The sequence below is a fragment of the Algibacter sp. Ld11 genome (genome assembly GCF_045066735.1).
Taxonomy (GTDB): Bacteria; Bacteroidota; Bacteroidia; order Flavobacteriales; family Flavobacteriaceae; genus Algibacter.
The window spans coordinates 1-13,648 of record NZ_JBISHH010000026.1; the positions used below are offsets into that span (position 1 = coordinate 1).

General features: G+C 34.8%; 9 protein-coding genes. 2 read left to right on the forward strand and 7 right to left on the reverse strand.

Going from position 1 to position 13,648, the window contains the following annotated elements; genetic code table 11:
• On the forward strand, positions 1 to 1,850 hold a 1,850-nt coding region (locus tag ACJJV4_RS16815; RefSeq protein WP_405296553.1), incomplete at its 5' end, for a T9SS type B sorting domain-containing protein.
• A gap of 134 nt (positions 1,851 to 1,984) precedes the next feature.
• Here ACJJV4_RS16815 and ACJJV4_RS16820 read toward each other — a convergent pair.
• The 5 genes from ACJJV4_RS16820 to ACJJV4_RS16840 all read right to left on the reverse strand — a co-directional run bounded on the left by ACJJV4_RS16820 (position 1,985) and on the right by ACJJV4_RS16840 (position 8,351).
• A complete protein-coding gene (locus ACJJV4_RS16820) occupies positions 1,985 to 3,814 on the reverse strand; it encodes a DEAD/DEAH box helicase (protein WP_405296554.1) in 1,830 nt (609 codons plus the stop codon).
• Between the two features lie 398 nt (positions 3,815 to 4,212).
• On the reverse strand, positions 4,213 to 5,289 hold the full coding sequence (locus tag ACJJV4_RS16825) for a hypothetical protein (RefSeq protein WP_405296555.1): 1,077 nt from the start codon (positions 5,287 to 5,289) through the stop codon (positions 4,213 to 4,215).
• A gap of 158 nt (positions 5,290 to 5,447) precedes the next feature.
• Positions 5,448 to 6,680, reverse strand: coding sequence for a M48 family metallopeptidase (locus tag ACJJV4_RS16830; RefSeq protein WP_405296556.1), 1,233 nt, complete (start codon positions 6,678 to 6,680; stop codon positions 5,448 to 5,450).
• A 32-nt stretch (positions 6,681 to 6,712) separates the two neighbouring features.
• The gene (locus ACJJV4_RS16835) at positions 6,713 to 7,498 is read right to left on the reverse strand and encodes a T9SS type A sorting domain-containing protein (RefSeq protein ID WP_405296557.1); all 786 of its coding nucleotides are present in this window, start codon (positions 7,496 to 7,498) and stop codon (positions 6,713 to 6,715) included.
• 55 nt (positions 7,499 to 7,553) lie between these two features.
• Complete coding sequence (locus ACJJV4_RS16840) at positions 7,554 to 8,351, reverse strand: TrmH family RNA methyltransferase (RefSeq protein ID WP_405296558.1); 798 nt, start codon at positions 8,349 to 8,351, stop codon at positions 7,554 to 7,556.
• 76 nt (positions 8,352 to 8,427) lie between these two features.
• On the opposite strand from ACJJV4_RS16840, the gene ACJJV4_RS16845 reads away from it, so the two are divergent.
• Positions 8,428 to 9,228 carry a DUF6503 family protein gene (locus tag ACJJV4_RS16845; RefSeq protein ID WP_405296559.1) on the forward strand — a complete coding sequence of 267 codons (801 nt, stop codon included), beginning with the start codon at positions 8,428 to 8,430 and terminating at the stop codon, positions 9,226 to 9,228.
• Between the two features lie 72 nt (positions 9,229 to 9,300).
• Here the strand turns inward: ACJJV4_RS16845 and ACJJV4_RS16850 are convergent, their stop codons facing one another.
• Positions 9,301 to 10,602, reverse strand: coding sequence for an amidohydrolase family protein (locus ACJJV4_RS16850; RefSeq protein ID WP_405296560.1), 1,302 nt, complete (start codon positions 10,600 to 10,602; stop codon positions 9,301 to 9,303).
• A 10-nt stretch (positions 10,603 to 10,612) separates the two neighbouring features.
• Positions 10,613 to 13,594: an amidohydrolase family protein gene (locus ACJJV4_RS16855; RefSeq protein ID WP_405296561.1), complete on the reverse strand. Its 2,982-nt coding sequence runs from the start codon at positions 13,592 to 13,594 to the stop codon at positions 10,613 to 10,615.
• Positions 13,595 to 13,648 lie beyond the last annotated feature (54 nt).

Here is a 13,648-nt window from a genome sequence, read left to right on the forward strand (position 1 = left end):
CTAATAAGTTACCAATAGCAGGCACAGCAGGAGATTTAATTTTGTGTGATGATGCTTCTAACGATGGAAAAGCAACCGTCGATTTAACGCAGTTCAATGCAGCTATTTTTAATGGCGCCTCGCAAACAGAACATCAAGTAACTTATTATACCTCGCAAGGCGAAGCAGATTTTGGCGGCACTGGTTTAAATCCAACAAGTTTTGAAACGTCAAGCACTAATCAAGAAGTTTTTGCGAGATTAGAAAATATAACAACAGGCTGTTTTACAACATCTAGTTTCAAAATTATAATTAATGCCATGCCAACGGCATATCGGGTTCAAGATTTATTTCTCTGCGACGATTCCTCCAACAATGGTAAGGCTTTTTTCAATTTAGGAAATCAAACGGATGCTATTTTAAACGGTCAAACCGGAAGAGTTACTTATCATGCATCTCAGGCAGAAGCCGATTCTAACGCTAATAAACTTCCTGAGAATTACGAGAATCAAAACCCTTCAGAAGAAATTTTTGCCCGTGTGGAAAGTGTAATCAATACCGCATGCTACGCAGTGACTTCTTTCAAAATTCAACTTAATAAGTTGCCAATAGCAGGCACAGCAGGAGATTTAATTTTGTGTGATGATGCTTCTAACGATGGAAAAGCAACCGTCGATTTAACGCAGTTCAATGCAGCTATTTTTAATGGCGCCTCGCAAACAGAACATCAAGTAACTTATTATACCTCGCAAGCCGAAGCAGATTTTGGCGGCACTGGTTTAAACGCAACAAGTTTTGAAACGTCAAGCAATGATCAAGAGGTTTTTGCGAGATTAGAAAATATAACAACAGGCTGTTTTACAACATCTAGTTTCAAAATTATAATTAATGCTATGCCAACAGCATATCCGGTTCAAGATTTATTTATCTGCGACGATTCCTCCAATAATGGTAAGGCTTTTTTCAATTTAGGAAATCAAACGGATGCTATTTTAAACGGTCAAACCGGAAGAGTTACTTATCATGCATCTCAGGCAGAAGCCGATTCTAATGCTAATAAACTTCCCGAAAATTACGAGAATCAAAACCCTTCGGAAGAGATTTTTGCTCGTGTGGAACTTTTATCTAATACCCAATGTTACGCAGTGACTTCGTTTTTTATTCGTTTAAATAACCAACCAATCATTGATATGGATGCTATTTGGTATTTGTGTCCAGGCGAAACTATACAATTATATGTAAACTCACTTCATGATGAGTATGTTTGGAGCACGGGAGAAAGTGGTTCTGATATTATAGTAGATGAAGCAGGGGATTATACAGTTACGGTTTATAATGTGGATCGCTATAACTCTAAATGTGATATCAGCAAAACGGTTAAGGTAGTAGCTGCCCACGTACCACAGTCTGTAAATGTTGAGGTTAACGATTGGACAACAAATAGCAATTCTGTGGTTATAGAAGCGGCAGGCGAGGGCGAGTTTAAATATTCGCTAGATGGCAATATCTATACAAGTAGTAATAGCTTTGATAACTTAGATGCGGGAGATTATACCGTTTATATTCGAAACGAAAACGACTGTATTGTTTACACGAAAGATATTTACTTGCTAAATTACCCTAAATTTTTTACGCCTAATAATGATGGCTATCACGATTATTGGAGAATAGAATTCGCAGAATCTGAGCCCGATTTAGAAATAAATATTTTTGATCGCTACGGTAAATTAATTATTCAACTTAACCCATATTCTAAAGGTTGGGATGGCACGCTAAATGGGCACTTACTCGCCACATCCGATTATTGGTTTGTAGTGAATAGGCCAAGTAAAAACCGACAATACCACGGACATTTTACGTTAAAGCGTTAATAGAACACGAAAGTCGGTTTTTATTTGTTCTGTAAACTTAGCAGTGTTTATTCTTTTTAAATTTAAGTATAAAAAAAAGCTGACTAAAAGTAAATTTACTTTCAGTCAGCTTTTATATTTTATAGAATTACGTATTACCTTCTAGAACGTCTTGCTCCAGAAAACTTTCCGCCACCAGAATCAGAATCTGAACGTCTAGAGCTTCCTCCACCTTCGTTACTTCTTCGTCTGTCGCTTCTGCTTCCTCCAGAACCACCTCTTCTGTCGTCGCTGCGTCTTCCGCCACCACGTTTGTCGTCACGTCTTCCGCCACCACCACGTCGGTCGTTACGTCTTCCGCCACCACGGTTTTCCGAAACTTCAACATTTACAAAACGACCTTCGTGTTTAAAGTCTGTAAAGAATGCTAATACTTTATCTTTTGTTTCGTTTTCAGTATTAAAGAAAGAGAAACTATCTTTAACTTCCACTTTAAATACATCATCTCTACCAAGTTGTAATTGGTCTTTTAAGAAATCTTTCAATTTCATCCAATCAAAACCATCTTTCTCACCAACATTAATAAAGTATCTTGTTGAGTTAGATTTTCCACCAAAATCACGACCACGTCCACCTTCGCGACCACCATCTCTAGAGCCTTCAGCAACGTTTAAGTTTTTAGATTTTTGATAGTAGTCAAAGAAACGAGTAAACTCTACAGAGAAAAATTTCTTGATTAATTCCTCTTTGCTTGTTTCTTCAAACATTTCATTAATACTACTCAGGTATTTATCAATTTCATGATTAACCTCTGTATTATGAATTTTATTAGCTAACGACATTAACTGTACTTCGCAAATTTCCATTCCATCAGGAATTTCTTTTTTCTCGAATTCACGTTTAATGATACGTTCTATACTTTTTATTTTTCTAACCTCACTTTTCGAAACAATAACCATAGAAATACCGTTTTTACCAGCACGTCCGGTACGACCTGAACGGTGTGTATACGTTTCAATTTCATCAGGTAATTGGTAGTTTATTACGTGAGTAATATCGTCAACATCAATACCACGAGCCGCAACATCTGTTGCAACAAGCATTTGTATTTGGTTTTTTCTAAACGATTGCATTACCAAATCACGTTGGTTCTGGCTTAAATCACCGTGCAAAGCACCAGCGCTATAACCATCTTCAATTAGGTTTTCGGCTACTTTTTGAGTATCACGTTTTGTTCTACAAAATACTACCGAAAAAATATCAGGATTTGCATCAGCCAAACGTTTTAGCGCTTGGTAACGGTCTCTAGAATTTACTAAATAGTACTCGTGAGTTACATTACTTGTACTCTCATTTTTATTTCCAACCGTAATTTCTTGTGGGTTGTCCATAAATTTTTTCGCAATTCTAGCTACTTCACGAGGCATAGTTGCAGAAAATAACCATGTGTTTTTCTCTTCAGGAGTATGCGATAAAATATCGGTAATATCCTCTTTAAAACCCATGTTTAACATCTCATCGGCCTCATCTAAAACCGAATATTGAATTTTAGAAATATCAACCAATCTACGGCTAATCATATCTTTCATTCTACCTGGTGTTGCCACAATAATTTGTGCACCACGTTTTACCTCACGGGCTTGGTCTGTAATGCTAGATCCACCATAAATGGCAACCACATTTAAACCTTTACAATACTTACCGTATTGTTTCATCTCGTTGGTAATTTGTAAACAAAGTTCACGCGTAGGGCTTAAAATTAAACCTTGCGTTGTGCGGCTGTTTACATCTATTTTAGCTAACATAGGGAAGCCAAATGCAGCTGTTTTTCCTGTTCCGGTCTGGGCAAGTGCCACTAAATCGGTTTCAGAATTTAATAAAATTGGGATTGCTTTTTCTTGAACTTCACTAGGCTTTTCAAATCCTAAATCTGTAATTGCATGCAATAGGTCTTCATTAAGACCTAACTCTTGGAATGTGCTCATTCTTGTATAAGTATTCGATTTTGTTATGTGGTGTTACATAAGAAAGCGAATCGACATACTTAACCTTAAACTTCCAGTAACACATCCTCTCTCTGAGGAATATAAACTCATTATTTTCTGAGTTTCAAGCTGCAAAGGTAATCAATTTTTTGGATATTCAATTTTTTGGGCGTTTTAACACGCTTTCACTACTCAATCTTTTTGCTGAAAAAGGCAAAAAGGATTTCAAACATACCGTTCAATCGTTAACGCGGGATTGGGCTGGGGGGTGTGGTTTTGAAAGTCTGTTTGATGCTTATTGTATTGTTATGTAAAATTTAGTAAAATAAAATTAAAGAGATATTCATAAAGTTTTTCAAATATTCTTACAATAGATATAGTTTAAGTAAACCTTAGTATTAGGGTTTAGTAATTTTATTACACTCCATTTTTGACAGAACGTCTTCTAATCCACCAAAAACTGAAATATTATAATCTGTAGGTATACCCTTTATTAATTCAATCTTCTTTATTTTATCATTGTTATATTGAAAAGCACCTCCACCACCTATTATACCGTGGGTAGAACATTGATTTAATTGAACAGAGGTTGCTTCAGTCATTTGAAATTTACTTTCTAATACAGCACATAAACCTTTAGTTTTATTTTCTTTTACAGGTAAAACAATATTTAGAAACTCACCTTCAGATAATGATTCAGTAAAGTTTATATGTGTAGTTTGGTATGAAATGCCATCTATTCTATTGTCTTCACGTACCCATTGCAATAATAATTGAGGTATTATATATTCAGGTTTAAAAAAATCGTCATAATTTCTAACGCGAACGGAACAAGCAAAAACTATAGGCCAAATCATTAAATACTTGTAATACTCATAAGGTTCAATATTATCTCCTTTTGGTGGTGCCAAATCAATAACTTTTAGATGTTTAGTGGATTTTAATCTTACAATTTGAAAATCATTAAGATTCGGTCTGTTTAATTCTTCCCAACACACATAAGCCGAATTCCCGAGATAAAGAGAAGGAAAACCAGGAATACTAAATCTTTGTGTTTTTATTTTTCCTCTTAAATCAAAAGGAATATGAAAAAAATTTTCAGACTTTAGGGGGTAGTTATGTTTATGAATTCTAATTCTAAAAAAATTAGAACTTGGTTCGAATTCTCTAACATTTAAAAAATCTTCAAAGTCCTTGATATTGCTATCTAAAGCAGGTTTAATTTCTTTAAGTGCTTGAGCAGGTTTGCCATCATAATAAATGGAGATTGTTGACTTTAACTGATTAACTAAAAAATTTTGACGTTCGTTTAGCAAAAATTTATTAAAAGGAACATCTTCAAAGTTTTCTACATTATCTATTTTTTTTAGAAATTCATTTAATACCCTATTTACAAAAGTTTTGTAATCTTCCTTGGGGCCTTGAGTTCTAGGTAAACTAAAGAAGTCATCATTAAAGAATTCTGTAAGCTTCATTTATTTATGATTGATTGATACTAAGACTAACGAAAGTAATTAAAAACTTTCACAAATTCAATAATAACCAAAATGAAAGACGTGATAGTCAGTAACTTAATTTAACGCGAATGATCCAGTCTCTCCTAGCATCAAAACACCAAAAAAAAGAGAGTAACTTATTTTTTTAAATTACCAATACGCTCCAAAAGAGTAGGGTGCGAGTAATGCATAAACACATAAGCCGGGTGCGGCGTTAAATTGCTTAAGCTATTTTTAGAAAGCTTCTTTAACGAGGTAATTAATGGTCCGGCTTTATAGGTGTTTTTCGCGTAATCGTCGGCTTGGTATTCAAATTTTCTAGAAAACATGTTCATGATTAAACCTGTAATTTCTGATATGGGCGCGTAAAGCATGCCAAAAGCAATTAACCCAATATGAAAACTTGGAATTTGTACACCTAAAGCTGCCGATAATAACGGATTAGAAATAAACAGTGATAAAATAAAAAGCGTAAAACCAGTTAATAAAATTGAAGTAAATAAGTTGAAAATTATGTGTTTCTTTTTGTAATGGCCAACCTCGTGGGCTAGCACAGCAACAATTTCATCGTCGTCTAAGTCATTAATTAAAGTATCGTAAAGTGTTACACGTTTTTCACTTCCAAAACCAGAAAAATAGGCATTGGCTTTTGTGCTGCGTTTCGAGCCATCGATAACAAAAATTTTATCGAGTTTAAAACCAACCGTGTTGGCATAAGCCGATATTTTATCCCTTAAACTACCTGCTTCTAAAGGCGTTTGCTTATTAAAAAGGGGTACAATAAGTTTGGAGTAAAACATGTTGGTAAACAAGCTGAAAACGGCAACTAATCCCCAAGCATAAAGCCAAAAACTATCGCCAACCAATTGATAAAACCAAATAATTAAAGCCAGAATACCACCACCAACAAGCGCTAGCATGAACCAGCCTTTTATTTTATCTAGAAAAAAGGTTTTAACGCTAGTTTTGTTGAATCCAAATTTTTCTTCAATAACAAAGGTACTGTAGTACGAAAATGGTGTGGTTAATATATCGCTACCAATACTAATAATGCCAAAGAATATGAGGGCAATGAGTATGGGGTTTGTACTGTAGCTACGCGCTATATTGTCAATGAATTCAAAACCATCAAACCATAAAAACCCTAAAGTTAGCATAACGGAAAAGGTAGATGTTAGCAAGCCAAATTTGTAATTGGTTGCTTTGTATTGTTGCGATTTTTTATATTCCACATCATCGTAAACATCTTGTAAATCTTCCGGAAGCTTGTCATTAAAGTGTTTTGCATTTAAGGCGTCTAAAACTTTATCAACTATAAAATTGATAATGATTATTGCGATTATAATGTAAAATAAGGTTATTGAATTCATTAACGCTATAGTTCGTAATTTAAATTATGGTATTATTTAACCAATATTTTTTCGGCAATTTGTCCGCTATTGGTTGAAATATGAAAAACATAAATACCAGCCGAAAGATGGTTTAAATTATATTTTTGATCACTTTTCGATGCAGGTGAAAGCTTTTGTTTAGTTCCTAAAATGGAGTATAACGAAACGTTAGTCACTTGCGTGCCTGCTGTTGTTTTTATTTGATATTCATTATTACCAAGCGTTACTAAATTGATGCTTTTTTCCTTTGAAAGTTCGGTGTTCGATAAAACGGTAATTTCTGTAATTTGGACATCGTCGAATAGAAATTGATATTCCGATGCAAAACCAGGGTAAACCGTAAGACTAACTTCTGCCGCCATGTCTGTTATTGTTGGGGTGTATTGCGCCTCAACAGTATTCCAGTTATTATCAGCAACATTTACGTAATTTTCAAACTTCTCAGTAGAGGTTAAATATATTTGAAATTTAATATTGTTATCTGAGTCAAACGTTTCTCCAAGGTACTTGTAACTGTATTTTATTTGGTATGTTTTTCCCGCCTCAAGAGTGAAATCAACAGTGCTGAACATTGATAAATCAGTAAAACTTGGATTAAATTGAACACTGCTAGCGCCTTCCAGGAAATCGGTGGTGTTTTGGTTGAAATTACCAAAATCACTACTGGAAGACCAACCATTTGGGCTGCTTGTTGGTGAGGAGAATAACTCCATATCACCATTGTAAACTAAATTCGGGTTTTGAGCAAAACCAAAATAGCTTAGTAGAATAAAAAAAGAGAGTAAAGTTTTTTGCATAGTTTTAAATTTAAAATGGATTAATATTAAGGGTTTTTATAAGTTTTAAATATAATTATTTGAAATTGCGTTGGCGTTTAGCTTCAAAAATAAGAATACCCGCGGCAACCGAAACATTCATAGAATCGATTTCACCCTGCATGGGGATTATAATATTTTGAGTTGAGTTTACACGCCATTCATCGCTTAAGCCTGTAGCTTCGGTACCAACAACCAGTGCTGTGGCTTTTGTGAAATCTTGTGTGTGGTAGTTTACAGAGGCTTGTAACGCGGCACAGTAAATATTAATGTTATGGGCTTTTAGAAATTCTATAATCTCTGAGGTGGCACCCGTTGCAATGGTATTTGTAAACACACAACCTACACTAGAGCGAATAATATTAGGGTTGTATAGGTCGCCTTTTGGATTCGCAATAATAACAGCGTCGGCATTTGCGGCATCGGCTGTGCGTAAAATAGCACCAATATTTCCTGGTTTTTCTGGAGCTTCGGCAATAAGTATTAATGGCGATGTTGTGTTGAATTTTAAATCGCTGATATTATGACTTTTGGGTTTAGCAACCGCTAAAACACCTTCTGTAGTACTTCTGTAAGCTAGTTTTTCGTAAACTTCTTTAGAAATTTCAATAGTAGAATTCTGATTTGAACTGAGTGTTTTTAATGCTCTTTCCGAAAAAAGCTCTGGGTAAAACAGCACGGTATCTAACTCATAACCACCTTTTATGGCTAATTCTATTTCGCGAACCCCTTCAATTAAAAACAAACCTAATTTTTTACGTTCTCTAGATTTCTCTTTGAGTTGAACGAGTTGTTTAATATAGGTGTTCTGGATACTTGTAATAGCTTTTATCATAATTAGAACAAAAATAATTTATTTAATGTAATTAATAGTTATTATTTGCGACTTACCACCAAATTTAAGAATCACGATGAAGTACACTTTTTTATTATTACTTGCCATTTCAATGTTTTCATGCAAAAATGAAGCAAAAAAAGACACTGTAAACCCAGAAATTATTTCTGAAAAAATGGTTATAACACCAGCTAAAAATTATCCAGAGGCTTTAGTTAAGGTTTTTGATGCTCATGGCGGACTAGACACATGGAATAGTATGCAATCACTAGCATATACACAAATTAAAGAGGGTGGTGATGTTTCTACAATTACCAATCTAAAGAATAGAAATATTGTTGTAGATATGCCAGACCATACTATTGGTTATAACGGTAGCGATGTATGGCTGAATAGTAAAAATGATAAAGCCTTTAAAGGGAAACCTCGTTTTTTCTATAACTTAATGTTCTATTTCTACGCGATGCCTTTTGTTCTAGCTGATGATGGTATTATTTATGGCGATGCGGATCCATTAACTTTTGAAGGAGTTACGTATCCAGGAATAAAAATTTCGTATCAAAACGGAGTAGGGGAATCATCGGGAGACGATTATGTGCTTTATTATAATCCTGAAACGTATAAAATGGAATGGTTAGGTTATACAGTAACATTTTTCTCAAATGAAAAAAGTAGTGAATTACACTTTAGACGTTACACTGCTTGGCAGAATATTAATGGTTTAGAGTTAACAGAAGCTATGGTTGGATATAAATCTGAAAAGAATGTGCCAACTGAAGCAGGTCGCGAAGATAAATTTGCAAACGTAAAAATATCTAATGAAGCTCCTGATAGTAATTTGTTTGAAGTTCCTGAAACAGCTAAGGTTGCAGAGTAAGTTTTAGACAATACATAGCATAATATCAAATATAAAAAAAGCAAGCTGATCAGCTTGCTTTTTTTATTGGTATTAGTTTTCTTGATATTTTTTGGAATAACGTTTCCATAATTCTGTTTGGTGCGTTTCTAGACTAATTAAGCGGCCGTCTATAAATGCATGCGAAATTATGTTGGTACGCATATCTAAGGCGTCACCTTCACTTATAAAAAGGGTGGCGCTTTTACCAGTTTCTAAAGAACCGTAATTAGTATCTATACCTAATATTTTTGCTGGGTTTAACGTAATTAATTGTAACGCTTGTGCCTTTGTTAATCCGTGAGCTACGGTTGTACCTGCGTAGAATGGAAGGTTTCTAGAATTCATACGTTCCATTTGGCCGTTGGCTTGTAAGGCTACAGTAATGCCATGGTCTACTAATAATTTAGCCGATTTATATGGTAAGTCATAATCATCATCGGTTTGACTAGGTTGTGAGTGTACACGGTTTAAAATTACGGCTATGTTATTCGATTTTAATATATCGGTTACTTTATAAGCCTCTGCTCCGCCAACAATAACCATATTTGGAATGGTGTTTTTCTTTATAAAATTAACAGCATCAATAATGCCTTTTTCATCATCTACATTAATGTATAGTTTTTTAGAACCATCGAAAATACCTTCTAACGCTTTATACGATAAATTGGTAATAGAAGGACTCGCTTTTAAATAGGCTTTAGCATTATTAAAATAATCTTCAATTTCTGTAATTTGGTTTCCGTATTCTTTGTTCACCTTTAATGCAGGATCTTCGCCTAACCAGTAGCGTCCTCTTTTGAAGTTGCTTGGCCAGTTTATGTGGATGCCATCGTCTGTTTTAACGGCAGCATCTTCCCAGTTCCAAGCATCGAATTGTACTACCGATGAAGTTCCAGAAATGCGACCACCACGTGGCGTAATTTGCCCGAGTAAAACACCATTAGGTCTCATGGATTCTACAATTTTAGACTCTGAGTTATAGGCAATAATACTTCTAATGTTTGGATTCCATGTGCCTATTTCAGACTCGTCATCGGTTGCTTTTACGGCATCAATTTCTACTAAACCTAATGTTGAATTCGGAATTATAAAGCCAGGGTAGACGTGTTTGCCTTTGCCGTTGATAATCTCACCAATGCGAGCAATTTTCATATTGGCACTTCCTACGAAAGTAATTTTACCGTCATTAAACATAATAAGGGCGTTTTCAATAACTTCACCTGTACCTAAATGTGCAGTGGCACCTTCTATAGATATAGCTTTGCTTTGTTTTTTCGCTGGTGTTTGTTGGGCGTGTATGGACCCGAAAAATAGGAGATAGGCACACGCTATATATAAATTGAAATATTTCATTTTCTATGTTTTAGTTAATTTGATTGCCTATAAAATCGCAATGCATCTCTACTTTTTCCTTTTTCTTGATGGGTTGCGTTTTTAGCCCTTTGTTTTTAGCTTGTAACATTAGGTTGATAAGCTCGTTTTTCTCTTTTTTAATTTCCGAACGAATCTTGATATCGCGATCTAAATCGAAATAAGTAACCCCTTCAATAATTGTTTTTTCTGCTTTGGCATAAATAGACATCGGGTGGTCGGTCCATAAAACAACATCGGCATCTTTACCAACTTTTATGCTACCAACGCGGTTATCGATATGCAATAGTTTGGCAGGGTTTAAGGTAACAAACTTCCAAGCCTCTTCTTCTGTCATACCACCATATTTAATGGTTTTTGCAGCTTCTTGGTTTAACCGTCTAGACATTTCTGGATCGTCACTATTAATAGCAACCGTAACACCTGCATTGTGCATAATGGCGGCATTGTATGGAATGGCATCGTTAACCTCATATTTGTAAGCCCACCAATCGCTAAAAGTAGAACCACCAACACCATGTTCAACCATTTTATCGGCTACTTTATAACCTTCTAAAATGTGAGTGAATGTATTAATATTGAAGTCGAATTGTTCTGCAACCTTCATAAGCATATTAATTTCACTTTGTACGTAAGAGTGGCAAGAAATAAAACGCTCTTTATTTAAAATCTCAGCAAGCACATCCATTTCTACATCTTTTCTATAAGGTTTGCCGCTTTTCTTTAAGGCTTCATATTCTTTTGCGCGTGTAAAATAATCAATATAAACTTGCTCGACACCCATTCTAGTCTGTGGAAAACGTACACCATTAGAATATCTAGTTTGTTTTACATTTTCTCCTAAAGCGAATTTTATAAATTTAGGTGAATCGTTATAAATTAAATTATCGGCAGATTCGCCCCATTTTAATTTTATAATAGCCGAACGTCCACCAATTGGGTTGGCCGAACCGTGCAATACTTGTATAGAGGTTACACCACCAGCAAGGTTGCGATAAATGCCAATATCCTCATTATCGATAACATCTTCGATGCTTACTTCTGCAGACGAATTTTGGCCGCCTTCGTTAACAGAAGCTGTTGCAATATGAGAATGCTCGTCGATAATACCAGCAGTTAAATGCTTGCCAGTAGCATCAATAATTTTAGCTTTTCCGTCACTTAGGTTTTTACCGATTTTTATTATTTTGCCATTTTTAATAAGCACATCGGTATTTTTTAAAATACCATCGGCTTCGTTAGTCCAAACTGTTGCATTTTTAAACAAAAGCGTTTCTTGTTTTGGTAGAGTTTTAAATCCGTAAGCAGTGTTAGGGTAGGAGATGGATGCTATGTTGTTTTTAGAATCATCGTCCTTTTTATCTTTTTCTTCGGAATCATCTTCGGCTTTTGTACTCTTTTTGGCTGAAAATGGAATTTCATTGCCATTAGGTAAAATAGCTTTTCCTTTTAAAGCCGCATCGTTTTCAACATGGGCTACAATACGAATAAAATCTTGCGATGTAGAATCTTTTGTTGTCATCGAAATTTGAACCCAGTCATTGGTATAACCAATTTTTGAACCTAAAGTTTTGTCTTCACTTGTAATTTTGGATTTTAGTTTTTTAAGATCACCTTGTACAGTCATTTTATACGCGGTGTTATCCAAACTAAACTGATAATCACCAAGAATATCTTTTGTATTCATGTCGGTAACAATGTGTTGCTGGCCTTGCACCCAGTTTTCGTAAAGCTTTGTTTTCTTTTCAAAAATATCACCTGAAGTAATTAAAAAGTTAGCATAAGCGCCATCTTTAAGTGTTCCTATTGCTGTAGATTGTCCTAATAATTGTGCAGGAATAAGCGTTAAAGCTTCTAGTGCTTTCTTTTTAGAAAGTCCGTTTTTAATGGCTTGCATTAATTTGTCTTTAAACTCACTTGGTGATTTTAAATCGTGTGTTGTTAAAGCAAAATTAATATTGTTATCGGCTAAAACTTTAGGGTTTGTAGGTTCTTGGCTCCATGCGCGCATGTCGCTAAGTGCTAATGAACTTGTTAAAAAAGTATTTTCAACATCATAGGCATCTCGAAAGTTAATGGGAAGTATAAACGATGCATTGGTGCTTTTGATTTCATCAATACGCTCATATTCATCACCACCACCTAAAATTACATATTGAATACCAAACTGATCTCCAATTTTATCGGCTCTTAAAGCATTGGCTTTACTTCCGGCTTCAAAAATTTGAATTAAACTTGTGTTTCTATTTAAGGCTTCAATAGATAAATCTTTCGTTTTACTAAGGCCTTTTTTATACCATGCTGCATCGTTATACAATTGACGTAGCAAAGCAATACTGCCCATTATAGAATTTGGGTATGCTTGTCGAGACGTGGCGCTTCTATCAAAAGATAGGTATTGTGCCGAGTTCTCTTTTAGTATACGTTTTTCATTACCTTCCTTATTATTAAGTGCTATTAAAGCACCAGTACCTCTATGGATACCATCTTGAATATGTGTGTTTACAACACCAAAACCAGCATTTAGTAATTCTTTGGCTGTTTTAGAATCGTAGCTAAATTTAGAAAGGGCCTCGTTTTCTGGCATAACATGGTCGTTCCAATAATATCCCGTTCTGCTAGCGTCGTATTGTGGGGCTTGACTTCTGCTTCTTGGTTGGGCTTTTGGTTTTTCAATTCCAAAATTTGAATACATATCGATAAAAGAAGGGTAGATACTTTTCCCCTCAATGTCGATTACTTTAGTGTTTTTAGGAATTGAAACGTCTGTTCCAGTAGAAATTACTTTGCCATTATGTATTAACAACGTGCCTTTGTCGATAATTTGATTGCTGGAAATGTGGATTTTTGCATTTGTAAATGCTGTGTAATTGGTGTTTGTATTTTTAACACCATCATTTTTTGGAAAGTAATCTTGGGCAAATAAGCAACTGTAGCAAAAGAAGCTTAAAATTCCAATACATTTTTTAATCATAGATAGAGGTTATTAGTTTAGGCTAAAAATAAGGATATCTATCTAGAATCAAAG

What these genes read in the sequence shown, in the direction of transcription:
- ACJJV4_RS16820 (WP_405296554.1), bottom strand. Translation starts at nt 3,814, where the DNA reads ATGAGCACATTCCAAGAGTTAGGTCTTAATGAAGACCTATTGCATGCA.
- ACJJV4_RS16825 (WP_405296555.1), bottom strand. Translation starts at nt 5,289, where the DNA reads ATGAAGCTTACAGAATTCTTTAATGATGACTTCTTTAGTTTACCTAGA.
- ACJJV4_RS16830 (WP_405296556.1), bottom strand. Translation starts at nt 6,680, where the DNA reads ATGAATTCAATAACCTTATTTTACATTATAATCGCAATAATCATTATC.
- ACJJV4_RS16835 (WP_405296557.1), bottom strand. Translation starts at nt 7,498, where the DNA reads ATGCAAAAAACTTTACTCTCTTTTTTTATTCTACTAAGCTATTTTGGT.
- ACJJV4_RS16840 (WP_405296558.1), bottom strand. Translation starts at nt 8,351, where the DNA reads ATGATAAAAGCTATTACAAGTATCCAGAACACCTATATTAAACAACTC.
- ACJJV4_RS16845 (WP_405296559.1), top strand. Translation starts at nt 8,428, where the DNA reads ATGAAGTACACTTTTTTATTATTACTTGCCATTTCAATGTTTTCATGC.
- ACJJV4_RS16850 (WP_405296560.1), bottom strand. Translation starts at nt 10,602, where the DNA reads ATGAAATATTTCAATTTATATATAGCGTGTGCCTATCTCCTATTTTTC.
- ACJJV4_RS16855 (WP_405296561.1), bottom strand. Translation starts at nt 13,594, where the DNA reads ATGATTAAAAAATGTATTGGAATTTTAAGCTTCTTTTGCTACAGTTGC.